The organism is Streptosporangium sp. NPDC002524 (genome assembly GCF_040295985.1).
Taxonomy (GTDB): Bacteria; Actinomycetota; Actinomycetes; order Streptosporangiales; family Streptosporangiaceae; genus Streptosporangium.
Window position 1 is genome coordinate 74,107 of sequence record NZ_JBEOWK010000006.1, and the last position, 22,122, is coordinate 96,228.

The 22,122-nt window shown below is 70.5% G+C and carries 26 protein-coding genes; 14 read left to right on the forward strand and 12 right to left on the reverse strand.

All coding sequences use genetic code 11. From position 1 onward, the window contains the following. Positions 1-31: 31 nt before the first annotated feature. The 5 genes from ABT053_RS11765 to ABT053_RS11785 all read right to left on the reverse strand — a co-directional run bounded on the left by ABT053_RS11765 (position 32) and on the right by ABT053_RS11785 (position 4,918). The gene (locus ABT053_RS11765; protein ID WP_350968903.1) at positions 32-898 is read right to left on the reverse strand and encodes a Rieske (2Fe-2S) protein; all 867 of its coding nucleotides are present in this window, start codon (positions 896-898) and stop codon (positions 32-34) included. A gap of 89 nt (positions 899-987) precedes the next feature. Next, on the reverse strand, positions 988-1,542 hold the full coding sequence (locus ABT053_RS11770) for an HD domain-containing protein (protein ID WP_350969258.1): 555 nt from the start codon (positions 1,540-1,542) through the stop codon (positions 988-990). A 101-nt stretch (positions 1,543-1,643) separates the two neighbouring features. Further along, complete coding sequence (locus ABT053_RS11775) at positions 1,644-3,854, reverse strand: molybdopterin-dependent oxidoreductase (protein ID WP_350968905.1); 2,211 nt, start codon at positions 3,852-3,854, stop codon at positions 1,644-1,646. A 106-nt stretch (positions 3,855-3,960) separates the two neighbouring features. After that, the gene (locus ABT053_RS11780; protein WP_350968906.1) at positions 3,961-4,674 is read right to left on the reverse strand and encodes a hypothetical protein; all 714 of its coding nucleotides are present in this window, start codon (positions 4,672-4,674) and stop codon (positions 3,961-3,963) included. Then, on the reverse strand, positions 4,658-4,918 hold the full coding sequence (locus tag ABT053_RS11785) for a hypothetical protein (RefSeq protein ID WP_350968907.1): 261 nt from the start codon (positions 4,916-4,918) through the stop codon (positions 4,658-4,660). The genes ABT053_RS11780 and ABT053_RS11785 overlap by 17 nt, the downstream gene beginning before the upstream one ends. 467 nt (positions 4,919-5,385) lie before the next feature. On the opposite strand from ABT053_RS11785, the gene ABT053_RS11790 reads away from it, so the two are divergent. The 3 genes from ABT053_RS11790 to ABT053_RS11800 all read left to right on the forward strand — a co-directional run bounded on the left by ABT053_RS11790 (position 5,386) and on the right by ABT053_RS11800 (position 6,952). Next, positions 5,386-6,249, forward strand: a complete 864-nt coding sequence (locus ABT053_RS11790) for a helix-turn-helix domain-containing protein (protein WP_350968908.1) — start codon at positions 5,386-5,388, stop codon at positions 6,247-6,249. Between the two features lie 46 nt (positions 6,250-6,295). After that, positions 6,296-6,502, forward strand: coding sequence for a DUF397 domain-containing protein (locus tag ABT053_RS11795; RefSeq protein WP_350968909.1), 207 nt, complete (start codon positions 6,296-6,298; stop codon positions 6,500-6,502). Between the two features lie 255 nt (positions 6,503-6,757). Beyond that, on the forward strand, positions 6,758-6,952 hold the full coding sequence (locus tag ABT053_RS11800) for a DUF397 domain-containing protein (RefSeq protein WP_350968910.1): 195 nt from the start codon (positions 6,758-6,760) through the stop codon (positions 6,950-6,952). A 125-nt stretch (positions 6,953-7,077) separates the two neighbouring features. Here ABT053_RS11800 and ABT053_RS11805 read toward each other — a convergent pair whose 3' ends face one another. Beyond that, positions 7,078-8,532 carry a catalase gene (locus ABT053_RS11805; protein ID WP_350968911.1) on the reverse strand — a complete coding sequence of 485 codons (1,455 nt, stop codon included), beginning with the start codon at positions 8,530-8,532 and terminating at the stop codon, positions 7,078-7,080. Then, complete coding sequence (locus ABT053_RS11810) at positions 8,529-8,975, reverse strand: Fur family transcriptional regulator (RefSeq protein ID WP_350968912.1); 447 nt, start codon at positions 8,973-8,975, stop codon at positions 8,529-8,531. The genes ABT053_RS11805 and ABT053_RS11810 overlap by 4 nt, the downstream gene beginning before the upstream one ends. Before the next feature lie 133 nt (positions 8,976-9,108). Here ABT053_RS11810 and ABT053_RS11815 point away from each other — a divergent pair, with 133 nt between their 5' ends. Together ABT053_RS11815 and ABT053_RS11820 are read left to right on the forward strand one after the other, a co-directional pair. After that, positions 9,109-10,215, forward strand: coding sequence for a CapA family protein (locus ABT053_RS11815; RefSeq protein WP_350968913.1), 1,107 nt, complete (start codon positions 9,109-9,111; stop codon positions 10,213-10,215). Between the two features lie 71 nt (positions 10,216-10,286). Beyond that, complete coding sequence (locus ABT053_RS11820; protein WP_350968914.1) at positions 10,287-12,014, forward strand: SDR family oxidoreductase; 1,728 nt, start codon at positions 10,287-10,289, stop codon at positions 12,012-12,014. A 102-nt stretch (positions 12,015-12,116) separates the two neighbouring features. Here the strand turns inward: ABT053_RS11820 and ABT053_RS11825 are convergent, their stop codons facing one another. The 4 genes from ABT053_RS11825 to ABT053_RS11840 form a co-directional block, all read right to left on the reverse strand. Further along, positions 12,117-12,512 carry a RidA family protein gene (locus ABT053_RS11825; protein WP_350968915.1) on the reverse strand — a complete coding sequence of 132 codons (396 nt, stop codon included), beginning with the start codon at positions 12,510-12,512 and terminating at the stop codon, positions 12,117-12,119. Positions 12,513-12,615: 103 nt separating this feature from the next. Further along, on the reverse strand, positions 12,616-13,362 hold the full coding sequence (locus tag ABT053_RS11830) for a DNA-3-methyladenine glycosylase family protein (RefSeq protein WP_350968916.1): 747 nt from the start codon (positions 13,360-13,362) through the stop codon (positions 12,616-12,618). Positions 13,363-13,452: 90 nt separating this feature from the next. Further along, on the reverse strand, positions 13,453-14,202 hold the full coding sequence (locus tag ABT053_RS11835) for a haloacid dehalogenase type II (RefSeq protein ID WP_350968917.1): 750 nt from the start codon (positions 14,200-14,202) through the stop codon (positions 13,453-13,455). A gap of 148 nt (positions 14,203-14,350) precedes the next feature. Continuing rightward, entirely contained in the window at positions 14,351-14,992 is a 642-nt protein-coding gene (locus ABT053_RS11840) for a protoglobin domain-containing protein (RefSeq protein ID WP_350968918.1), read from the reverse strand. 286 nt (positions 14,993-15,278) lie between these two features. Between ABT053_RS11840 and ABT053_RS11845 the strand changes: the two genes are divergently transcribed. Then, positions 15,279-16,064, forward strand: a complete 786-nt coding sequence (locus tag ABT053_RS11845) for an ArsR/SmtB family transcription factor (protein WP_350968919.1) — start codon at positions 15,279-15,281, stop codon at positions 16,062-16,064. A 74-nt stretch (positions 16,065-16,138) separates the two neighbouring features. On the opposite strand, the gene ABT053_RS11850 is transcribed toward ABT053_RS11845, so the two are convergent. Then, positions 16,139-16,606, reverse strand: coding sequence for a YkgB family protein (locus ABT053_RS11850; RefSeq protein ID WP_350968920.1), 468 nt, complete (start codon positions 16,604-16,606; stop codon positions 16,139-16,141). Between the two features lie 275 nt (positions 16,607-16,881). Here ABT053_RS11850 and ABT053_RS11855 point away from each other — a divergent pair, with 275 nt between their 5' ends. From ABT053_RS11855 to ABT053_RS11890, 8 genes are all read left to right on the forward strand, one after another. Beyond that, the gene (locus tag ABT053_RS11855; RefSeq protein WP_350968921.1) at positions 16,882-17,382 is read left to right on the forward strand and encodes a methylated-DNA--[protein]-cysteine S-methyltransferase; all 501 of its coding nucleotides are present in this window, start codon (positions 16,882-16,884) and stop codon (positions 17,380-17,382) included. 69 nt (positions 17,383-17,451) lie between these two features. Next, positions 17,452-17,961, forward strand: a complete 510-nt coding sequence (locus tag ABT053_RS11860; RefSeq protein ID WP_350968922.1) for an RNA polymerase sigma factor — start codon at positions 17,452-17,454, stop codon at positions 17,959-17,961. Then, a complete protein-coding gene (locus ABT053_RS11865; RefSeq protein WP_350968924.1) occupies positions 17,958-18,578 on the forward strand; it encodes a methylated-DNA--[protein]-cysteine S-methyltransferase in 621 nt (206 codons plus the stop codon). Before ABT053_RS11860 ends, ABT053_RS11865 begins: the two co-directional genes overlap by 4 nt. After that, positions 18,575-19,321, forward strand: a complete 747-nt coding sequence (locus ABT053_RS11870; RefSeq protein ID WP_350968925.1) for a 2OG-Fe(II) oxygenase — start codon at positions 18,575-18,577, stop codon at positions 19,319-19,321. The genes ABT053_RS11865 and ABT053_RS11870 overlap by 4 nt, the downstream gene beginning before the upstream one ends. Before the next feature lie 78 nt (positions 19,322-19,399). Further along, on the forward strand, positions 19,400-19,717 hold the full coding sequence (locus ABT053_RS11875; RefSeq protein WP_350968926.1) for an Ada metal-binding domain-containing protein: 318 nt from the start codon (positions 19,400-19,402) through the stop codon (positions 19,715-19,717). Positions 19,718-20,306: 589 nt separating this feature from the next. Continuing rightward, positions 20,307-20,456 (forward strand): hypothetical protein, encoded by a 150-nt coding sequence (locus ABT053_RS11880; protein ID WP_350968927.1) that lies wholly within the window; start codon positions 20,307-20,309, stop codon positions 20,454-20,456. A 9-nt stretch (positions 20,457-20,465) separates the two neighbouring features. Then, positions 20,466-20,993, forward strand: a complete 528-nt coding sequence (locus tag ABT053_RS11885) for a YetF domain-containing protein (protein WP_350968928.1) — start codon at positions 20,466-20,468, stop codon at positions 20,991-20,993. Positions 20,994-21,352: 359 nt separating this feature from the next. Beyond that, positions 21,353-22,000 (forward strand): TetR/AcrR family transcriptional regulator, encoded by a 648-nt coding sequence (locus ABT053_RS11890; RefSeq protein ID WP_350968929.1) that lies wholly within the window; start codon positions 21,353-21,355, stop codon positions 21,998-22,000. Positions 22,001-22,122 lie beyond the last annotated feature (122 nt).

Genomic DNA, 22,122 nt, shown 5'->3' on the forward strand with positions numbered 1-22,122 from the left:
CATGCCCCCGTACGGGAGCCATGGGGTCCGGTCACATCTGCGCGGGGCGGACCTGGAGCACGCCGTCGCGGCGGATCCGGGTCTCGAAGGACGGCTGGGGAGCGGTCGCCGGGCCGTGCACGACGGCTCCGTCGGAGAGCCTGAAGGTGCTCCCGTGCCACGGGCAGACCACGCAGGCGGTCCCCTCCTCCGAGATCAGCCGCCCCTGGTGGAGCGGGCCCGCCAGGTGGGCGCACTGGTCGGCGAGCACCGTGACCCCGGTGCCGACGCGCAGCACGAACAGGTCGATGTAGCCGAGCCGCCGCGTCACCGGACGCCCGTCGGGCAGGTCGCCGAGCTCGCACAGGTCGTGCCAGCCCAGCGGGACCAGGTGGGCGACGGACTCGGCGTGGTTGGCCCCGGCCGCCTGCCGGTAGGCCAGGTGGCCGCCGAGGTAGCCGCCCAGGCTCGCGGCGCCCAGCCCGGCGAACGACAGCACCCGCCCGGTCCGGTCGCGCCCGGCCATCCGGAACACCAGCGAACCGGCGTAGAGCCCGAGGGCGGTCAGGTTGGCGATCGCGTGCACGAACCCCACCCGCTGCTGCTCGCGGTGGAGCGCGGACCAGTCGGTGACGCCCGCGGCCACCGCGGGCATCGCGGTGGCGAGCCCGCCGGCGACCAGCACCCGCGACGCCCGGGGGTCGTGACGGGTCACGTCCAGCACCGCCGTCGCGGCCCAGAGCCCCAGGCTGAGGTTGGCGAGCGGCGGATGGAGCGGCTTGCCGGTCGGCACCCCGTGCAGCAGGTCGCGGAGCGGCCCGGGGCCGATCCGCCGGCGTACGGCCTTGGCGAGTATGCGGATCGGCCTGTCAGCCCTGGGTGAGCGCTCGATCCGATCGGTGAGCTCGACCCCGGGCACCAGACGTCTGAAGGTCCGGCGCCCTGTTTTTACGGTTTCCTTCACCATCGCCCCTTTCTCAACCCATAGGGACCTACCCGAGAAAGACGTTATGCACGCGCCAAATGCCCCCGGCTGACGGAGAGGGCGATGATCTCGGTGGCGTAGGCACCCAGTGTCGCCGATCCCTCCTCGATGATCTTCACTTTTTCCAGCACCTGCTCGGCCGTCACCTTGTACAGCGACCAGGTGCCGCCCTCGTTGTGATGGTTCGCCATGATGGGCGCGATCCGGTCGAGGGCCTTGGCGAACCGGGCCTCCGGGGTCCTGCGTTCCTCGAACTCGTCCCAGAGCTCGCGCAGCCGGGTGGCCTGGTCGCAGGGGAGCAGCCCGAAGATCCGGTCGGCGGCCTTGCGCTCGATGCCCAGCTGGGCCTCGACGGCCGAGGCGTCGTAGATGAACGTGTCTCCCGCGTCGATCTCGACGATGTCGTGGACGAGCAGCATCGCGACGACCCTGTCGAGGTCGGTGCCCGGTGGTGCGTGCTCGGCCAAGACCATCGCCAGCATGCCCACGTACCAGGAGTGCTCGGCGTCGTTCTCCCGCCGCGACCCGTCCATGAGGGTGTTGCGGCGGACGACGCGTCTGAGTTTGTCGATCTCCATGGCGAAGGTGAGCTGAGCGTGCAGACGGTCCTGTGCTGGAGGGGTGGTCACGCGCGCAAGCCTAATGCGCGTCGATCCCGCTTTTCCGAGCGATCATGGGATCACGCCCGGCCGAGGGTGACCGGAACCCCGTTGAACACGGCGTTTCCCGAGGGCGCGTCCACGACGGAATCGTCCGTGAGCGTGTTCGCGTTCACCCCGGCGTGCTTGGCGGCCACCGGTTGCGAGGTGCCCGAGTGCCCCCACCCGTGGGGCAGGCTCACCACCCCCGGCATGATCGTGTCGGTCGGCTCCAGCGGCACGACCAGCTCGCCCGCGGCCGAGCGCACCACGGCGCGCTCGCCCAGCCCGAGCCTGCTCACGTCGTCCGGGTTGATCTGCAGGGTGCACCGGTTGGTCCCGCCCACCAGAGGTTCCACGTTGTGCAGCCAGCTGTTGTTGGACCGCAGGTGGCGCCGTCCGATCAGCACGATCTCCGCGGGCGGGACGGCGAGCCGCCCGCGCAGCCGCGCCGCGTCCTCGACCAGCCGCGGCGGGGCCAGCTCCACCCGCCCCGAAGCCGTACGGACGATCTCCGCCAGCCGGGGCTCCAGCGGGCCCAGGTCGATACCGTGCGGGTTCGCCAGCAGGGTGGCCAGGGAGAGCCCGTACGGGCCGAGCCTGAGCATGGCGTCCAGCCGCCGCTCGGCCCCGCTGCCGCCGTCCAGGGAGGCGCGCAGCTCGGCCGGGTCCGCGCCCTCCACCGGGGAGCCGGGCGTCTCGACGGCCCTGCGGAGCATCCGGTCGAGGATCAGCTCGTCGAGCGCGGCCGGGTCGGCGTCCGCGCCCTGCCCGGAGGCGATCATCGTCAGCCGCGCCATGATCTCGGACTCCGAGGGACGCCCCGGCTCCAGCGGCAGGACCGGCGGGGAGAACCGCGCGTAGTTGCGGACCGCGAAGGCCAGCAGCGACAGGTCGTAGTGCGGCGACTGCGTCACGCGCGGCGGCGGCAGGATGACGTTCGCGTGCCGGGTGGTCTCGTTCAGGTACGGGTCCACGCAGACCATGAACTCCAGGTCCCGGAAGGCCCGGTCCAGCCGGGGCCCGCCCGGCGCCGACAGCACCGGGTTTCCGGCCACCGTGACCAGCCCCCTGACCTGTCCCTCGCCCGGCGTCTCGATCTCGTCGGCGAGGGTGGCCACCGGGATCTCGCCGTTCGCCTCCGGCAGCCCCCGGACGCGGCTGTGCCAGCGTCCCGTGACGTACGGCCTGCTCCGGCGGCCGTTCTCCACGGCGGGCTTCGCGAACATGACCCCGCCAGGGCGGTCGAAGTTGCCGGTCAGCACGTTGACGACGTCGACCAGCCACTGCGCGACGGTGCCGAACTCGGCGGTGCAGGTGCCGATGCGGGCGTAGACGGCGGCCGTCGGGGCCGCGGCCAGTTCGCGTGCCAGCCGTACGATCTCCCCGGCGGGCACCCCGCACATCGGGGCCACCGTCTCGGGGGCGAAGTCCTCCGCCAGCCGCCTGACCTCGTCCAGCCCGTTGATCCCGACACCGTCGATCTCGATCTTGGTGTCGGCGTCGGCGTCGGCGTCGGCGTCGGCCGAGGTGAGGTTCTCGGCGAAGAGGGTGTGGACGATGCCGAACAGCAGGTAGGCGTCCGTACCCGGGCGGACGAACAGGTGCTCGTCGGCGAGGGCCGCGGTGCGGGTGCGGCGCGGGTCGACGACCACGAGTTTGCCGCCGCGCCCGCGCAGGGCCTTGAGGCGGCCGGGGAAGTCGGGGGCGGTGCAGAGCGAGCCGTTGGACTCCAGCGGGTTGGCGCCGAGCATCAGCAGGTAGTCGGTGCGGTCCAGGTCGGGCACCGCGATGGCGAGCGGGTCGCCGAGCATCAGGCCGCAGGAGACGTGCTTGGGCATCTGGTCGGCGGTGCTCGCGGAGAAGACGTTGCGGGTGCCGAGGGCGCGGATCAGCGCCCCGCCGTACAGGGCGCCCGCCATGGAGTGGGCGTTCGGGTTGCCGAGGTAGACGGCGAGCGACTGGCGGCCGTGGGCGTCGACCACGCCCGCGAGGCCGTCCGCGACCGCGCGGAACGCCTCGTCCCAGGACGCCTCGCGCCACTCGCCGCCCGTCCGGATCATCGGGACGCGCAGCCGGTCGGGGTCCTCGTCGAGGTGGCCCAGGGTGGCGCCCTTGGGGCAGATGAACCCCTTGGAGAAGGGATCGTCGCGGTCGCCCTTGACCGAGGTGACGTGCCCGGCGTCGTCGAGGGTGAGCCGGAGGCCGCAGACGGCCTCGCAGAGGGGGCAGGTCCGGTGCGCTGTTCTCATCGGCACTCCTGAGTTCGGCGAGTGGACTCATCATGGCCGCCGCCCGGTCCACGGGGAAGCCCCGGAGCGCGAACTCCGGGGCCTCCCGTCCTGCGGTCCTCCCGCCTCACGCGGCCTGTCGCCGCCGTCCGGGGAACTCGTCCGGCTCAGGGAACTCGTCCGGCTCAGGGAACTCGCCCGTCGCGGGGAGCGGGACGGCGGTGAGGCGGGTGTCGGGCCCCTCCTTCGCGGCCCGCCCGGTCCGCGGGCTCACCCAGCCCGTCCGCCCGTAGAACCGGTCGAGACCCACCGGGGGACCGGTGGCCTCGTCCCCGCGGACGATCTCGACGGTGAGCAGGTTCGACCACCTGCCGTGCCGGAGGACCACGGCGTCGCGGGCGTAGCACGCCGCCGCGATCTCGGCGGAGAAGGCGTCGAAGTCCTCGGCGCAGGTCCCGGCCCTGGCGAGGACGAGCGCCTTCTCCCCCAGCGCCGAGGGGGTGATCCACAGGACCAGCGGCAGCCGGCCCGAGCGGGTGTGTATCCCGGTCTCCGCGCACGCCCGCCGGATGCGGTGCCGGGAGACCAGGCACCACGCGTGCGCCGTCACCCAGCTCCTCCAGAAGCCGGAGGTGACGAGGACACCGGCGGTGCCGGCCAGAACGAGAAACGGCCACCAGTCGCCCTCCCGGAGAGAGAGGACCACGGTGGCCGTGAGGGACAGGGCGCCGGCGAGCAGGACGACCTCCGTCCGCCAGCGCCACGCCCGGACGAGGAGGCCCGCCCGGCCGGGAGGCCGGCCGCCGTGGCGGCCGTGACGGAGGTCACGCCGCGACGTCACCGCCCACCCCCTCGTCGCGGACGGGCGCCAGGGCGAGCGCGGGAGCGGCGATCCGCTCGGCCTTGAGGAGGTCGAACCGGGGCTCGCGGTAGTGCCTGGCCCCGAATCCGATCCTGGTCACCGTCCACCCGAGCCGATAGGCCCACTCGTCCTGGTCCATGTAGAGCTCTCGGTCGGTCACATAGATCAGATCGAGGATGAAGGTCTTGATTCCGTGGGTTCTGTTGGTACGGTGGAAGGACATAGGAGACTCCCTTCGTGGCTTTGACGCGGAGTTCTTGTGCCAAACCGGGTCGGTGGCCGCCGGCCCGGTGTTTTTTGGGCCCGATAGGGGCACTTTTTTTATGCGTGCGACGCTGGGCCGTCGCCGGCCGATTTTCGCGCTCCCCCTGCTGGCCTCCCCGCGTCGACTCCGTTTCGTGGAAGACGGCGCCGTTGCCGGACAACCGCGCGCCCCTCCCGTACCGCGTGGCTCACGAAGGTTCTCGAAGACGCTCCCCCGGATGATCACCGGTGGCTCCCCCGGTCTTTCGAGAAGCTTCCTGTTCTGATAGTCGCTCAGCATAGATTTGGCTGCAAGACTTGCCGTAAGGAAAAAAGCAATAAACTTCCACACATGCACTGCAAGTGACTGTGTAATTTGCACTATCATTCGTCGGGTTCCTGTTGAGGCCGTGACGCACGCCCGCCCGTCATGGTGAGGAGGTCGTGATGCCGCAACGTGGCAGTCCAGCGCTCCGCCGGCGTCGGCTGGGTCTGGAGTTACGCAGGCTTCGCGAAGGCCTGCACCTGACCGGCGACGAGGTGTCCGAGCGCCTGCGATGGTCGACCGCCAAGGTCAGCCGGATCGAGACCGCCAAGACGCTGGCCAGCGAGGTCGACGTCGAGGTGCTCGCCGACCTCTACGGGGTCGACGAGTCCCTGCGGGAGGTTCTGGTCACGCTGCGGCGCGACGCCGCCCGGAAGGGGTGGTGGGAGAGATACCGCGGTTCCGTGCCCGATGACTACATCACGCTCATCGGGATGGAGGCCGAGGCCACCGTGGCACGAAACTGGGAACCCCAGATCGTGCCCGGCCTTCTCCAGACGGAGGATTACGTCCGGTCCGTCGCCTGGGCGAACCAGCACGCCAGCCAGGTTCCGCCGAGCTGGCTGCAGGACCGGGTCGAGATACGGGTGGCACGGCAGCGCACCCTGCTGCACAGCACCGATCCGCTGACCCATGTGAGCGTGCTCCACGAATCCGTGCTGAAGAACCAGTACGGCGACGACCCTCGCGTCATGCGGGACCAGCTCGTGCATCTGATCGAGGTGTCGGAGCTGGAGCACGTGGAGATGAGAGTCCTTCCCCAGGACGTTCCGCCGCCGGTGTCCACCGGCGCGTTCCTGCACCTGACGTTTCCCGACTTCCAGGACGTCGTCTACGAGGAGCTTCTCCCCGGAGGACGGTTCGTCGAGGACGCGGAAAAGGTCTATCAGTACGAACGCGCCTTTGGTTATCTGATGGAACGGGCCCTCGACGAGACGGCATCACAGGAGATCATTAAAAAGACAATCAAGTACTGGGACAGGTAGCGACGGATTCTCCGCGCCGCGTGTCCCATCATTTTTGGGAAGAATGATGAGCGCAAGCAATCACGATGACGTGATCTGGAAGAAGAGCGTGCGAAGTGGCACCAACGGCAACTGTGTCGAGGTGGCGTCGCTGGGCGGCGGACACGTGGGAGTCCGCGACAGCAAGGACCGGTCGGGTCCCGTCCTCTCCTTCACTCCCGGCGAGTGGAGGGCTTTCGTCGACGGAGTGAGGGACGGGGAGTTCGACCTCTAAGCGGAAGCGGCCCCGGCACTCGCGGAGGAGCACAGGAGCCGCCCACTGGAATTGCCGCGAATCTCGGATTCCTCAACCGTCGGATGGATTCCGGCCTGCCGACGGCCTGGGGAATCATCGCACATCGAGGCGCTGTGCCAGGCTTCGCGCCGGGTGCGCTGGTCACTCTTTAATGTCTTGTAAGTTCTTGATTGCGCCTTCATCCTTAAAGTGCCTTGCAGTGTTCTGTGGGGGAAAGGTGGCGTTGTGTCCGATATGGACCTATCTCAAGTGTGGCGAAAAAGCGGGCTCAGTGCCGCGAGCGGTAACTGCGTCGAGGTGGCCCACCTGCACGGGCGGGGATTCGCGGTCAGGGACAGCAAGGACAGGGGCGGGCCGGTGCTGGTCTTCGGCGGCCCCGGTTGGATCGCGTTCGTCGCCGCGGTGAAGGGCGGGGACTTCGACCTCTGAGCGAATGTTCTTCCAGGACCAGGGGGGCTTGCCCAATGGCGGGACAGCCCCTTTTGCGCGCCGGGAGAAAGCCGTACGGCCCGCACCTCCGGAGAGGCGCGAGCCGTACGAGAGAGGGACCGTGACTACTCGGAGGCGATGCCGAGGCCGTGGGCGACGCTCTGGCCGAGGTCCTTGTGGATGTTCGTCCAGTATTCGACGACGCGCTCCTTCGTCTCGGCGGTGACCTCCGGGGCGGAGGCGTGGCCGACGACGTTGCTCACCAGGTGGGAGCGGTCGGTGTCGGAGAGCACGTTCTCCCACAGGGCACGGGGCTGGACGAAGTCGTCGTCCTCGCGGTGCAGGGTGTAGGCGGAGCGGATGATCTCGCCGGTCACCTGGTAGTGCTCGCCCTCGTACAGCAGCGGGTCGGCCGCGGGGCCGCCGACGCTGTTGGGGGCGTAGACCGGGTCGCCCGGGTTGTTGAAGCGCATGTGGCCGTCCTTGTTGTAGCTGTGGACGGGAGCCTTCGGCGCGTTGATCGGCAACTGCTGGTAGTTGACGCCGATGCGGTAGCGGTGGGCGTCCGGGTAGGAGAACAGCCGGCCCTGGAGCATCTTGTCCGGCGACGGGCCGATGCCCGGCACCAGGTTGGCCGGCTCGAAGCTCGACTGCTCGACCTCGGCGAAGTAGTTGGCCGGGTTGCGGTTCAGCGTGAACCTGCCGATCGTGATCTCGGGGTAGTCGGAGTGCGGCCACACCTTGGTCAGGTCGAACGGGTTGAACCGGTAGTCGGCGGCGGCCTCGAACGGCATGATCTGGACGTTCACCGTCCAGGACGGGTGGTCGCCCTTCGCGATCGCGGTGTGCAGGTCGCGGATATGGAAGTCGGCGTCCTGCGCGATGACCGCCCCGGCCTCGGCGTCGGTGAAGTTCTTGATGCCCTGGTCGGTCCTGAAGTGGTACTTGACCCAGAACTTCTCGCCAGCGGCGTTGTACCAGAGGAAGGTGTGCGAGCCGAAGCCGTGCATGTGGCGCCAGGACGCCGGGGTGCCGCGGTCGGTCATCAGGAACGTCACCTGGTGGGCGCTCTCCGGCGAGAGCGTCCAGAAGTCCCACTGCATGTCGTGGTCGCGCAGGTTGGTGTCGGCGCGGCGCTTCTGGCTGTGGATGAAGTCGGAGAACTTCTGCGGGTCCCGGATGAAGAAGATGGGCGTGTTGTTGCCGACGAGGTCGTAGTTGCCCTCATCGGTGTAGAACTTCAGCGCGAAGCCGCGCGGGTCGCGCTGGGTGTCGGGGCTGCCGAGCTCACCGGCGACCGAGGAGAAGCGGATGAAGAGAGGGGTCTCCCTGCCCTTCTGGAACAGGCCGGCCTTGGTGAACTGGCTCACGTCCTCGGTGATCTGGAGAACGCCGTGCGCGCCGCCGCCCTTGGCGTGGACCACCCGCTCGGGCACGCGCTCCCGGTTGAAGTGGGCCATCTTCTGGATCAGGTAGTGGTCCTGCAGCAGCAGGGGCCCGTTCGGGCCCACCGACTGGGAGTGCTCGTCGCTCGGCGCGGCGATTCCCGCGTCGGTGGTGGTGATGGGCCTGGTGCTCATAGGGGTTCCTCCGGGGGTTCTCTTCGTCGAGTGTCTTCGGAACGACAGCCGGGGCACACGCCCCAGAAGATCACGTCCGCCTCGTCGACCTGGTATCCGGCGTCGGAGACCGGGGCGAGGCAGGGGGCGTGGCCGGTGACACAGTCCACGTCGGTGACCTTCCCGCACCGGCGGCAGGCGAGGTGGTGGTGGTTGTCATCGATCCGCGTCTCGTACCGGGCGGGGCTGCCCGCGGGTTCTATCCGCCGCAGGAGCCCGGCCCCGTGCAACGCGCGCAGGGAGTCGTAGACGGCCTGCAGGGAGACCTGGCCGAGGTGGCCGCGCACACCGTGATGGACGGCGTCCACGTCGAGGTGGTCGCCCTCCCGTACGGTCCGCATGATCGCCAGCCGGGCCGCGGTCACCCGCAGGCCCGCCCGCCGAAGCCGGTCCTCGTCCTCCATGACCACACCGTATGACCTAAATATGAATCATTCAAGTTTGCGACTTACTCAAGTTTCATGCGTGCCGGGGAAACAAATCCGGTGGGGCGAGTTGTGACACAGGCGGCGGGGGAGATGGCATCCTCGGATACCGATGGACACGTACACAGCTCGCCGCCTCGCCCTGGCCGCCGCGATCACCGCCTCAGCCGTGCTTCTCGCGGCCTGCTCCGCGGCCGAGTCGGCCGCCCCCGAATCGTCCCCCGACGTCGTGGAGAAGCCCACCGAACCGGCCGAGGCCACCCCCACGCCCGAGCGCAGGCCGTACACCATCTCCTTCGGTGGGGACGTGCACTTCGAGGGCGTGCTGCGCACCCGGCTGAACGCCGACCCGAAGACCGCGCTCGGCCCGATCGCCAAGGTGCTCAAGCGCTCCGACCTGGCGATGGTCAACCTGGAGACCGCGATCACCACCGGCGGCACCCCCGCCCCCGGCAAGCAGTACACCTTCCGCGCCCCGGCGGCGGCGCTCACCGCGCTGAAGGCGTCCGGGGTGGACGTCGCCTCGCTGGCGAACAACCACGGCATGGACTACATGCAGAGCGGGCTGCAGGACTCCCTCGCCGCGATCAAACGGTCCAGGTTCCCCGTCGTGGGCGTGGGCAGGAACGAGGCCGAGGCGTACAAGCCGTGGCGGACGACCGTGAACGGCAACCGCGTCGCCATCATCGGCGCGACCCAGGTGCTGGACGCGGAGTTCGTCCAGGCGTGGACGGCCACCGGCGACCAGGGCGGCCTCGCCTCGGCCAAGGACGAGGCGCGGCTGATCCAGGAGGTGCGCAGGGCGCGCAAGAACTCCGACACCGTGATCGTCCACCTGCACTGGGGCACCGAGCTGCAGAAGTGCCCCAACGAGGCACAGCGCGGCCTGGCGCCCAAGCTGGTCGCGGCCGGGGCGGACGTCGTCGTCGGCGGCCACGCGCACATCCTGCTCGGCGCCGGATACCTGAAGAACAGTTACGTCAGCTACGGCCTGGGCAACTTCGTCTTCTACAACTGGGGCCCGGACACCGGCAGGACCGGCGTGCTCACCCTGACGATCAACGGCCGCAAGGTGCTCAAGGACCAGTGGACCCCGGCCACCATCCAGGGCGGGGTGCCGATCCCGCTCACCGGGACCGGGCGGCAGCAGGCCGTCACGGGCTGGAAGGCGCTGCGCGGCTGCACCGGCCTGACCGCCAGCCCCGGCCAGTCCGGATAGCCTCCCGAATAGTCCGGCCCTGGAGGGCTCGCGAGAGCCGTTCCGGGCACCTCGTGCGACAGGAGGCCGCGGTGCGGTGGGTGCAATCCGGCGACGTCCGGCTGGCGCTGTTCGAGCAGGGGGACCCCGCGGCCCCGACCGTCCTGCTCGTGCACGGCTACCCCGACACCCACCGCGTCTGGGACGAGGTCGCCGCGCTGCTGCAGGACCGCTTCCACGTGGTCCGCTACGACGTCCGCGGCGCCGGGCTCTCCGGCGCGCCGCGCGCCACCGAGGGCTACGGCTACGACCACCTGGCCGCCGACCTGACCGCGGTCCTCGACGCGGTGGGCAAGCCGGGGGTGCACCTCGTCGGGCACGACTGGGGGTCCATCCAGGGCTGGCGGCTGATCGGCAGGCCGGGCATCGAGGAGCGCGTCCTCTCCTTCACCTCCGTCGGCGGCCCGCACCTGGACCAGGCCGCGCGCTTCGTACGGCACGGCAGGCCGCGCGAGGTCGCCGGGCAGCTCCTGCGGTCCTGGTACATCGGCGCCTTCCAGCTCCCCGTCGTCCCCGAGCTCGTGCTGCGCGCCGTGCTGCCGCGCCTGCTGAACCGGTCGGTGGGGGCGCCCGGACGCCCGGGGCACCCGGCCGAGACCCTCGTCAGGGACGGCCTGAACGGTCTCGGCCTCTACCGGGCCAACATGCTGAACGGCCGCGGCGCGTCCCCCGCCGCGCCCGCGCCCGTGCCGCGGATGCCCGTCCAGCTCGTCGAGGCCACCGGGGACCCGTTCGTCTCCCCCGCGCTGCTCGCCTCGGCGCACCGCTGGACACCCACGCTGTGGCACCGCCGCGTCCCCTCCGGCCACTGGGTGCAGCGCAGCCACCCCGGCGTGCTCGCCCGCATGATCGCCGAGTTCGCCGAGCACGTCGAGGGGGCGCCGCCCTCCAGGGAGCTGCGCAGGGACCGGCCCGGCGAGCGCGGTCCGTACGACGGCCGGCTGGTGGTGGTCACCGGCGCGGGCGGCGGGATCGGGCGGGCCACCGCCCGCGCCTTCGCCGCGCACGGCGCCGAGGTGGTCTGCGCGGACATCGACCTCGACGCCGCGCGCCGCACGGCCGAGGGCATCGCCGCGCGCGGGGGCAGGGGCACGGCGTACGCCCACCGGGTGGACGTCGCGGACGCGGCGGGGATGGAGGAGTTCGCCCGGCTGGTCAGGGACCGTCACGGCGTGCCCGACATCGTGGTCAACAACGCGGGGATCGCGGTGGCGGGCCCGTTCCTCGACCACTCGGCCGACGACTGGCGGCGGACCCTGGACGTGAACCTGTGGGGCGTCGTCCACGGCTGCCGCCTGTTCGCCGCCCAGATGGCCGAGCGCGGCCAGGGCGGTCACATCGTGAACGTGGCCTCGCTCGCCGCCTTCCTGCCCAGCAGGCTGCTGCCCGCGTACTCGACGTCGAAGGCGGCGGTGAAGATGCTCGGCGACTGCCTGCGCGCCGAGCTCGCCGGGCAGGGGATCGGGGTCTCCACGATCTGCCCGGGGTTCGTCTCCACGGGGATCGCGCGGAACGCCACCTACGTCGGCGAGTTCGCCAAGGTCGCCGGGGAGCCGGCGGGGAGGGCGCTGGCCGCGCGCGGGTACCCACCCGAGCGGGTGGCCGCGCACATCCTGCGTGCCGTCCACCGCGACCTTCCCCTCGTCACGGTGACCGCGGAGGGCAGGATCGGCTACGCGCTCTCGCGGATCTCCCCGGCGCTCACCCGCCGCCTGGCCGGGCTCGTCGACGAGCGTGTCATCGACCCCAAACGATCATGAAGCCGCGGGTCGGCGGCGTCTCCCGGAGACCGTGACGGCCCGGCGGACCTCGCTCTCTCCCGGAGAATCCTCAACCGCGCGCGACGCGAAGGCGCGAACACGTCACACGGTGGCGACGCAGTCCATCTCGATGTCGAAGGTCCCCGGCCAGGCGGGAACGGCCACGAAGATCCGGGCGGGTGGCTCGCCGGGGAAGTACCGCGCGTAGATCGCGTTGACCGCGGCGAACTTCTCGACCGACGTGCAGTACACGTTGCACTTGAGCACGTTGTCCAGCGACGACCCGGCCGTCTCCAGGCAGAGTTTCATCTGCTCCAGGACGAGCTCGGTCTGGCGTTCGATGCAGGCGTCCCGGACGACCTCCCCGGTGCCGGGGTCGAACGGGGGAAATCCCGACACGTAGACGGTGTCGCCGCTTCGGGTCACGGCCGAGGTCGGCGCCTTCCACCGTTCCAGGTAGGTCGACAGGGGTTCGACGCGGATGATCTCTCTTTTCATGGTGGCTCTCCTGTTCGTCCGGTACGGGCCGGTCGACGACACGCCCGCCTCGGGTGGATGTTCGGTTGCCGTGGTCCGCCGTCGTGGATCCGGATGGAGCGCGTCAGGCCTGTCCCGGGTGGGACGGCGGCCATGTCGCCGCCGATGACGTGCGCGAGCCGGTGGTCGTCGCCTCGCGGCTCAGGGCGCGGGCCTTGGGGTCGGAGGGTTCGCCGGCGGGTCGTAGCGACCGCCACAGCAGCGCGGCCGCGTAGGAGCGGTACGGCGCCCATCCGGCCGCCATGTCGCGCACCTCGCCTGCTGCGGGCAGTTCGCGGAGCTTCCAGGCCTGGCGGATGGCGCGGCGGATGCCGCCGTCCTGGGCCGGTAGGACGTCGGGCCGGTGGAGTTGACGGATGAGGAACGTCTGCGCCGACCACAGGCCGATGCCGCGTACCGCGGTGAGTGCGGCGATCACCTCGTCGTCGCCGAGCGGGGCCATGTTCTCGATGTCGATCAGCCCGCTCTTCTGCCGTCGGGCCAGGTCCAGGACGCAGGACGCCTTGGCCCGGGACAGGCCGCACTCACGCAACCGCTCGGCGCCCAGCCCGATGACGCCGTCCGGGGCCGGGACGGCGCCGGTGGCCGCGGCGACCCGGTCGAAGACGACGAACGCCACGGCGGCGGAGATCCGCTGTCCGATGACGTGCAGTGCCATCGCGGCGAAGTGACTCGATCCGGTGCGTCCGCCGTCGTGCCACTCGAAGGGATCGGGCTGGCCGTACTCGCCGAGCAGCCGCGCGAAGAGCGGCTCGCGCCCGGCGAGGTGGCGGTACTGACGCTGGAACGCGCTGATGGCTCCTCCTGTCATGTCGCCGGAAGAGCATGTCGCTGGAAGACGCCGTGGTCGTTCGGCGGCGGCGCAGGACTCGACGACGTGGTCATCCGGCGGTCGTACGGCCTATGGGCGCCGGCGCCGGATCAGTTGCCCGGCCAGGGCCGGCAGGTCGGGCGCGACCAGGTTGGGCTGCGGCAGGGAGGCCACCGGCAGCGGCGCGTTGCCCGGCCGGGTGACCAGCCCCGCGGTGTAGCCGGCGCTCTGGGCGCCCACCGTGTCCCAGACGTGCGCGGCGACCATGAAGCAGGTGGACGGCGGCACGCCCAGTTCCTGGGCGACCAGGTGGTACACCCGCGAGGCGGGCTTGTAGGCGCGGACGGTCTCGATGGTGAACTGCCGCTCGAAGAAGCGCGCGAGGCCGGCGTGCTCCAGCGGGCTCTCGCCGTGCGGGTTGGACGGGGAGTTCGTCAGCGTCACCAGCCGGAAACCCGCGTCCTTCATCCGCGTCAGCCCCTCCTCCACGTCGGGGTGGGCGGGCATCGTCAGCATCGCCTGCCCGATCTCCTCGATGTCGGAGTCGGTGACCTTCACCCCGTGGATGTCGCCGACCATCTTGAGCAGGCCTTGGCCGAGGGTGAAGTAGCCCTCGTAGAGGCCGGACAGGGTGAGGGTCATCGAGTACATGATCAGGTGGCCGAGCCACTCGCGCATCACCCGCTTGTCGCCGAAGATCCGCTCGAAGAGCGGGTTCATCGACTCGAAGTCGATCAGCGTCTCGTTGACGTCGAACACGAGCACCGACGGCTCCCCGCCGATCCACTCGGCACCGTTCGGCCTCCGCTGGGTCGCGGACGTTGACAGATTGTCGTTCATGGTTTCGCTCCCCTGTTGAATGACGCTCAGGCGGTCAACCGCCCGTTCTCGGTTCGCTGACGGGCCGGATCGGCTGTTGCGCGATCCGCGTCCCGGGCCTCGCACGCACCCCTGAAAACGAGGCCGGCACGAGGTTCCGGCGTGTTCGTCACCAATCGGCGGCGTCGACGTAGGGCCGGGTCCAGACGGTGACGTGCAGCATGACGGACTTGGTGAAGGCGGCGTGCATGCGGTCGATCCGCTCGGCCGGGGCGCCACCGGCGGCCAGGAAGTCACGGGCGGTGGCGATGACGACCGCGGTGAAGGCCAGCAGATAGCGCATCGGGATGTGATCGAGCGAGTCGGCCCGGTCGGTGGTGTTCTTCTTGGCCCGGGTGTGGCGCAGCCCGATCTCGTGCTGGTAGTTCAGCCAGTCCTGGTCCAGCGGCCGGGTGCAGGCGTCGATGATGAAGCGGTCGAAACGCGGCTTGGACGCGGCACCGTACTCCGGGTTGGGCGTGCCGTCGGGGTGGCCGGAGTAGGCGCGCATGAACGGCAGTTCCCCGAGGCGTTCGCGGTAGGCGGTGACCATGTCGTCGGCCTGGTCGGCAAGGACGCGGGCGGCCTCGGCCAGAGCCCGCTCGTCCTGCCCGGTCAGCCCCACCACGGCCTTGAGCCGTTCCAGGTCCTCCAGTGTCAACGGCGAGACGGCGGCCTCGCCGGTGCCGTAGGTGTAGCCAGGGATCCTCTCGGAATGCTCGGTGACCAGTTTCGGTGTCGGCGTGTGGTCACGCACCGTGCGGCTACTCATGGCAAAGGTCCCCTCTGGTCGGTGCGGCGACGCGGATCGCACCTCGAAGGGTCACGACGCGGCGGTCGCGATCTTCGACGCCGCATTTTCGATCTGTCCGAGCCCGTACGCCCACAGGCGTGCCCGGCTCCCCGCGGTCCAGGCCGACGGGCCCGGCCGCTGCCCCGTCCCCCGGGGAGGCGCTCGGCCTTCCCAGGAGGGCGTACCCCGACGCTAACGGCGAAACGCTTCGATGGCGGTCAAATAGTGGCGGACTTAACCTGGTCATATGGGATGTTCGGAACCTGTGGTCCAGGGGAGCGGAGACACCGACATCGCGGTGATCGGCGCGCTGGTCGCCGACCCCGGGCGGTGCCGGATCCTGCTCGCCCTCGACGACGGCCGGGCCCTGCCCGCCACCCGCCTGGCCGCCGAGGCCGGGGTCAGCCCGGCCACCGCCAGCAGCCATCTGGGCAAGCTGACCGAAGGAGGGCTGCTCACCGTCGAGGCTCGCGGACGCCACCGCTACTACCGGCTCGCCGGGCCCGCCGTCGCCCACCTCATCGAAACCCTGCAACAGCTCGCGCCCGCCGTGCCGGTCCGCTCACTGCGCCAGCACACCCGCGCCCACGCCCTGCGCGAGGCCCGCACCTGCTACGACCACCTCGCCGGGCGCCTCGGCGTCGAACTCATGTCCGCGATGATCGAACGCGGCCACCTGACCGGCGGCGACGGCACCTTCGACCTCGCGCATGCCCGGCGAGACCAGCCCACCGGCTACGGCCACGACGTCGACTACACCCTCACCGAGTCCGGCAGGAGGTTCGTCGCCGACCTCGGCCTGCGCCTGCCGGCGCGCCGGCGGCCCGTCCGCTACTGCGTCGACTGGAGCGAGCAACGCCACCACCTGGCCGGAGCGCTCGGCCGCGGTCTGCTCGACCGCTTCACCCAGGCCGACTGGATACGACGCACCGAGGCCACCCGTGCCATCCACCTCACCGACCTCGGCCGCCAGGGCCTGCGCGACGCCCTCGGCATCGACCTCACCTCCCCGCAGGCGCGTTCGCCCCACGCGACCGAGGAATCACGGTAAAGGCGTGCGTGGGGCGTGGCGGTCGGGTCAGGCGGGAAGTCATCCACCGTCGCCGACCTCCCGAAGCGCGGGGATCACGGGCGCCGGGCGTCTCGCAGGGATTCGGCGGCCGTGAGCAGGGAGGCTCCCAGCAGCACGGTGTCCTTTATCAGGAATTGACCCACGAGAGACAGCTTCGGCTCCCTATGCCGCTGCTGCCAGGCCTCCGGTGTGGTGATCAGGAAGCTGAGCGTGCTGGCGAACATCCCCGCCGCCGCCAGGCTGCCGAACGCCGAGGCCCGGGGAGCCAGCGGTTTCGCCGCGATCAGCGATCCGATCACGATCTCCGCCGCGCCGATGAGTCTGGCCAGCCTCCGCTCGCCGAACACGGTGGCGAGCCGCGAGAACGGCGGACTCGAAGTGATCAAGGGGCGGATGTTCTCGACCTCGTAGTCTTCGAACTTGAGCCGTCCGATCACCACCAGGTTGAGCGCCAGCCCGAAACGAAGCGTGAGGGCCCCCGCCGTCCGAATACCGTCGGCGGCCGCAGGTGATGATCTCATACGGGCATCTCCTCGCATGGTGCATCGCGCTGTCCCGCGTGGGGCCAGCTTACGCCGGCCACGGTCGACAGCGCGCTGAGCAGGGCCTTTGACATGCGGATTCGAGGGGGATCGACCGGCGGACCCGCACTTCCCGTCTCTCGCCGGGGCGGGTCCTGGCCACGTGGTGAACGCGGGGGGATCACCCGATCTCACGTTTTCCGGCCTCCGGACGTCTACAGGGTGTGCAGGGATCGCGCAGGCGGTCCCGTAACCCCGGGAAGGACGAAACGATCATGGCCAGGACCCACACCGTCATCGCGTCGCCACTGGGTGACCTGCTCGCGGTCGCCGAGGACGGCGTGCTGAGCGGGCTGTACTTCGAACGCCACCATCGCGGTCCCAAGCCCAAGGAGCGGGGCGCCTACGACGAGCCGGGTTTCGAGGAGGTGCGCCGTCAGCTGGGGGAGTACTTCGCCGGTGAGCGGACCCGCTTCGAGCTCCCCCTGGCGCCCCGCGGGGACGAGTTCCAGCAGCGGGTGTGGAAACTGCTGGGAGAGATCCCCTTCGGCGAGACCCGCTCGTACGGAGACCTCGCACGGCGGCTCGGGGACGTGTCACTGGCCCGGGAGGTCGGCGCCGCGAACGCCCGCAACCCGCTGAGCGTGATCGTGCCCTGCCACCGGGTGGTGGGCGCCGACGGCAGCCTGACCGGCTACGCCGGGGGCCTGGAGCGCAAGCGGTTCCTGCTGGAGCTGGAGGAGCTGGCCGAGCAGAGGGCGGAGAGACTGTTTTGAGCGACGACCCCACCTCCCGGCGGGCCTGGCCTCCCCCGGGACGCGACCACTCGACGACAAGGTATGACCATGCGCCCCTTCGAGCAGATCGTGACCGACTACGGTCCCATGGTGTTGCGCGTGTGCCGGGCGGTGCTGGGGCCCCAGGACGCCGAGGACGCCTGGTCGGAGACCTTCCTGGCGGCGCTGAGGGCGTACCCGGACCTGCCGCCCGACGCGAACGTCGAGGCGTGGCTGGTGACGATCGCCCACCGCAAGGCCATCGACGTCACCCGCGCCGCCGCCCGCAGGCCCACCCCGGTGGAGACGCCGCCGGAGCGTCCCAGCCGCATCGGCCGTCCCGAGGACTGGGACGGCGACCTGTGGCGGGCGCTGAAGGCGCTGCCCGCCCGGCAGCGCCAGGCGGTGGCCTACCACTACCTGGCCGGGCTGCCGTACAAGGAGATCGCCGCCCTGCACGGCGGCAGCACCGACGCCGCCCGCCGGGCGGCGGCCGACGGCATCAAGACCCTGCGCACCACCTACCCGGAACCGGCCGACTATCCGGAACCGGCCGAGCAGAGGGAAGTGGCCCGATGAGCACCGCATCCGATTCACGTGGCGAGCGGCTGTTCGCGGCGCTTCCCGTCCAGGACGCCCCCGCGATGGCCCGGCTGCGTGAACACCTCGCCGAGCGGGCGCGGCGCGAGGGGATCCTCGACGTCGCCTACCGCACCCTGGACACCCCCGTCGGCACGCTGCTGCTGGCCGCCACCGGCCAGGGGCTGGTACGGGTCGCCTACGCCGTCCAGGACCACGACGCCGTGCTGCGGCAGCTCGCCGAGCGCGTCAGCCCCCGCGTCCTGAACGCCCCGGCCCGCCTGGACGAGACGAGCCGCCAGCTGGAGGAGTACTTCGCCGGCCGGCGGACCCGGTTCGACCTTCCGCTGGACTGGCGGCTGTCGAAGGGGTTCCGGCGCGAGGTGCTGACACACCTGCGCGAGATCGGCTACGGCCGTACCGAGAGCTACGCCCAGGTCGCCGCCGCCGCCGGCAGCCCCCGCGCGGTCCGCGCGGTGGGCACCGCCTGCGCCACCAACCCGCTGCCCGTCGTGGTGCCCTGCCACCGGGTGGTGCGCTCCGACGGCGGAACGGGGGGGTACGCGGGCGGCCCCGAGGCCAAACGCGCCCTGCTGACCCTGGAGGAGGCAGCATGACCACGAGGAGAAAGACCACCACCGAACCCGGCCCGGACGTCTTCGCCCGCCGGGTCGCCTCAGCCGACTGGCAGGCGGTGACCGGCGAGATCAACGAGTACGGGTGCGCCCTGCTGCCCCGGCTGCTGACACCCGGGCAGTGCCGAGAACTGGTCGGTTCGTACGACGAGAGCGACCGCTTCCGCTCCACGGTCGACATGGGACGCCACCGGTTCGGCAGTGGCCAGTACCGCTACTTCGACCACCCCTTCCCCGAGCCCGTCCACCGGCTGCGAGAGGAGCTGTATCCGCGGTTGCTGCCCATCGCCCGCGACTGGTACGGCAAGCTCGGACGTAAGACCGAGTGGCCCGACACCCTGGAAGAATGGCTCACGATCTGCCACGAGGCCGGACAGGGACGACCTTCGCCGATCCTGCTGCGCTACCGGGCGGGCGACTGGAACGCCCTGCACCGCGACGTCTTCGGCGACAAGGTCTTCCCGCTCCAGGTCGTCGTCAATTTGAACGCCCCAGGGCAAGATCACACCGGCGGTGAGTTCCTGCTGGTGGAGCAGCGGCCCCGGGCGCAGTCCCGTGGGACGGCGGTGCTCGTCCCGCAGGGCCACGGCCTGGTCTTCACCACCCGTGACAGGCCCGTGCCGTCCGCGCGCGGCTGGTCGGCGGCACCTGTGCGGCACGGGGTGTCCGCGATCCGCTCCGGAAGCAGGCACACCCTCGGCCTCGTCTTCCACGACGCCACCTGAACCGTCCCACGGCCGAAGGCCCGCCGCCCGCGCCCCCGCCCGGACCGGGCCGCGCGACCGAGCACCGAGGAGGAAGCGGTGACGAGCGGCAAGACCTACACCCTGCTGGGCGCGGATCGCAGACCCTACGAAAGTCCCCGGCCCGGAACCCTCGGCGGTTACCGGCCCAGGAAGATCTACGGGCGGCTGGACTGCCGATCGGCGCTCCGCGCCATCGCCCGAGGCGGCTACGTGAACAGCCGGGTGTTCTTCGCCGACGAGGACACCGCCCTGGCCGCCGGGTATCGGCCCTGCGCGCGGTGCCTTTCGGCCGGTTACCAGGAATGGAAGCAGAGAGCGAGCGGGAGGTCACCCGAGCCGTGGTCGAGGGCAGGGGGAGCCGCGTCACCCCGATGATCGCTCACCGGCTGTCGACGAGGTTGCGTCCGTGGCGGTGACGTATGAATCTCCCGGGGGCGCGGGATCCACGCCGTCGGTGTTCCTCCCTCCCATCACCAGCCGAGACACGGCCTGGATCTCGGGAAACGGCGCGGACGAAGCGGGTACGGTTGGGCGACCAGAACATCGTTGTCGCATCCACCTGGCTGAACACATCAGGTGAATGCGACGGAACAGCAGGGCAGAGCGTCAGAGGGGCAGGGTAGGGCTCCGTGTCACCGACGACGGCGGGGATCGGCGCTCCGGGCCACGGGTACCGGAGGCGGCGGCGGTGGAGGAACCCCCGTATGGAAACGGCCGGCGACAGATCAATCGCAAATCCACTGAGAAACGCGCTGCCACGGCGAAGCCGGGCATGTTCCTCGAAGACCACTTCCTCGAAAACCACTTCCTTGAAGCCCACTTCCTTGAAGACCGCTTCCTCGAAGAGCGCGCCTTCTTGTCAATGCTGTCCCCGCTTTCCCCGCCTGCGCGGGGCAAGACCGTGCCATCGCGGACGCGAAGTGCCGGCGCCCGCTCAGCCGCGCCTGCCATGCCACTCGTTCGCTTGCGTGCGACCAGGCCGTCCGTTCGCCTGCGTGCGACCAGGCCGTCGTTTCGCCTGTGGCGGCGTATCGCCCGCAGGGGCGTCGGCCCGCTCGTCGTTCAGGGCTCGTACGCGGTCGCCGGGGCGTACGCCGTCGCCGTCGGCGGTTGAGGAGGCGCCTTGAACGGTTTCGCTGACGCCCTGATCGGTGACTGGCACCGTGCCGCCTACGCAGCGGTCAAGGCGCTGGCGTTGTTCCTGACCGCCGTGGTGGCGTTCCGGCTCACCGAACGCCGGACCATGGCGGAGTTCGCCCCGTTCGACTGGGTCGCCGCCGTCGCGGTCGGCGCCATCGTCGGGCGTACGGCCACCGCGTCCGATGCCTCGTGGCTGACCGGCGCCGCGGCGCTGCTGGCCCTGCTCGCCGCCCACGCGGCCATCACCAGGCTGCGGTTCCTGCCGGTCGTCAGCCGCCTGGTCGACCCGCCGATGCGAATCCTGATCCGTGACGGAAACGTCAACTGGCGCGACCTGCGTCGTTGCGGGCTCACCGAGGCCGACCTCGACGCCGTACTCCACCAGCACGGCTATCACGGCCCGGCCGGCATCCACCTCGCGATCTTCGAGGCCAAAGGCGCTGTCTCCATTCTGCCCCGCCCTCCGGCCGTGCCGGTGGCCACCACGCCCCCGCCGGGTGTCGACGGGTAGCGCTTGTGACGATGGAACAGCCACACCGCTGATCTGCGCCGGTGTACGGCTCGGCCGCACGCGTCCGGCGAGACGATACTCGGGGTGCTCGGGGTGTCGCCGACGAGCGTGCCGTCGGCCGTCAACCGGGTTGATCGCCCAGGTCAGGTGAACTCTCTCCCGGAGAGGGTGAGGGCCGCCGAGCCGTCATGGTCTCCGGGAGACGCCGTCGACCTGCGGTTTCATGATCGTTCGGGCTGACGACACGCTCGTTGACGGCACCCCGCCCGCCGGGCCCGTCAGGCTCACCGGGGGTGGAGAAATCTCGCGATTGACGAATAAGCACTGACCCCGGTCTGTCAGAGGGGCAAGATGGGGTGGTGTCCACCATCTCCTGCGAGGAGCCGGGTGAGGCTCCACTGCGGCGTCAACCCACCCAACGACGAAGCGCGCGACGTGTCGAGCGGATGCTCGACGCGTGTGCCGACCTGCTGGACGAGATCGGCTACGACGCGCTCTCCACCACGAGGATCGCCGAGCGCGCGGGGGTCGCGATCGGTTCGGTCTACCAGTTTTTCCCCGACAAGCGTGCCCTCACCCAGGCGGTGACCCGGCGCCACGTGGAGGGGTTCGTCTCCCGGATCGGCCGGCGCTTCCTGCTGGAGGACTACGCGGGCTGGTGGGACGCGGTCGACGCGATCATCGACGAGTACGTGGAGATGCACCGGACCGTGCCGGGTTTCCGGTCCCTGCACTTCGGCGACGTCGTCGACCTCAACCTGCTCGACCCCGGGTCCGAGAACAACACGGTGATCGCCGGACGGCTGCGCGGCCTCCTCCTGCAGGAGTACGGGCTGGCCGACAGCGAGGAGTTCGACCTGGCCATCCTCGTGGCGGTGGAGGCCGGTGACGCCGTGCTCAAGCTCGCCTTCCGGCGCGATCCGAACGGCGCCCCGGAGATCGTGGCCGAGGCCAAGCGCCTGATCCGCGGCTACTTGAACCGTCAGTTCGCACGCGTCTCGGTCTGAGAGTCCTGGGCGGAGCGAGTCGCGCGATGGGCTGGATCGTTGGTTCGTGCGTGTTTTGATCTGAGGGATCTGGGCGGAGCGAGCCGTGCGATGAGCTGGTCTGTTGGTTCGCGCGCGTCTCG

Bases quoted from the DNA above. Each gene is read 5' to 3' on its own strand.
- ABT053_RS11770 (WP_350969258.1), bottom strand. From the start codon at position 1,542: ATGGAGATCGACAAACTCAGACGCGTCGTCCGCCGCAACACCCTCATG.
- ABT053_RS11775 (WP_350968905.1), bottom strand. From the start codon at position 3,854: ATGAGAACAGCGCACCGGACCTGCCCCCTCTGCGAGGCCGTCTGCGGC.
- ABT053_RS11785 (WP_350968907.1), bottom strand. From the start codon at position 4,918: ATGTCCTTCCACCGTACCAACAGAACCCACGGAATCAAGACCTTCATC.
- ABT053_RS11790 (WP_350968908.1), top strand. From the start codon at position 5,386: ATGCCGCAACGTGGCAGTCCAGCGCTCCGCCGGCGTCGGCTGGGTCTG.
- ABT053_RS11795 (WP_350968909.1), top strand. From the start codon at position 6,296: ATGAGCGCAAGCAATCACGATGACGTGATCTGGAAGAAGAGCGTGCGA.
- ABT053_RS11800 (WP_350968910.1), top strand. From the start codon at position 6,758: ATGGACCTATCTCAAGTGTGGCGAAAAAGCGGGCTCAGTGCCGCGAGC.
- ABT053_RS11805 (WP_350968911.1), bottom strand. From the start codon at position 8,532: ATGAGCACCAGGCCCATCACCACCACCGACGCGGGAATCGCCGCGCCG.
- ABT053_RS11810 (WP_350968912.1), bottom strand. From the start codon at position 8,975: ATGGAGGACGAGGACCGGCTTCGGCGGGCGGGCCTGCGGGTGACCGCG.
- ABT053_RS11815 (WP_350968913.1), top strand. From the start codon at position 9,109: ATGGACACGTACACAGCTCGCCGCCTCGCCCTGGCCGCCGCGATCACC.
- ABT053_RS11825 (WP_350968915.1), bottom strand. From the start codon at position 12,512: ATGAAAAGAGAGATCATCCGCGTCGAACCCCTGTCGACCTACCTGGAA.
- ABT053_RS11830 (WP_350968916.1), bottom strand. From the start codon at position 13,362: ATGACAGGAGGAGCCATCAGCGCGTTCCAGCGTCAGTACCGCCACCTC.
- ABT053_RS11835 (WP_350968917.1), bottom strand. From the start codon at position 14,202: ATGAACGACAATCTGTCAACGTCCGCGACCCAGCGGAGGCCGAACGGT.
- ABT053_RS11840 (WP_350968918.1), bottom strand. From the start codon at position 14,992: ATGAGTAGCCGCACGGTGCGTGACCACACGCCGACACCGAAACTGGTC.
- ABT053_RS11850 (WP_350968920.1), bottom strand. From the start codon at position 16,606: ATGAGATCATCACCTGCGGCCGCCGACGGTATTCGGACGGCGGGGGCC.
- ABT053_RS11855 (WP_350968921.1), top strand. From the start codon at position 16,882: ATGGCCAGGACCCACACCGTCATCGCGTCGCCACTGGGTGACCTGCTC.
- ABT053_RS11860 (WP_350968922.1), top strand. From the start codon at position 17,452: ATGCGCCCCTTCGAGCAGATCGTGACCGACTACGGTCCCATGGTGTTG.
- ABT053_RS11865 (WP_350968924.1), top strand. From the start codon at position 17,958: ATGAGCACCGCATCCGATTCACGTGGCGAGCGGCTGTTCGCGGCGCTT.
- ABT053_RS11870 (WP_350968925.1), top strand. From the start codon at position 18,575: ATGACCACGAGGAGAAAGACCACCACCGAACCCGGCCCGGACGTCTTC.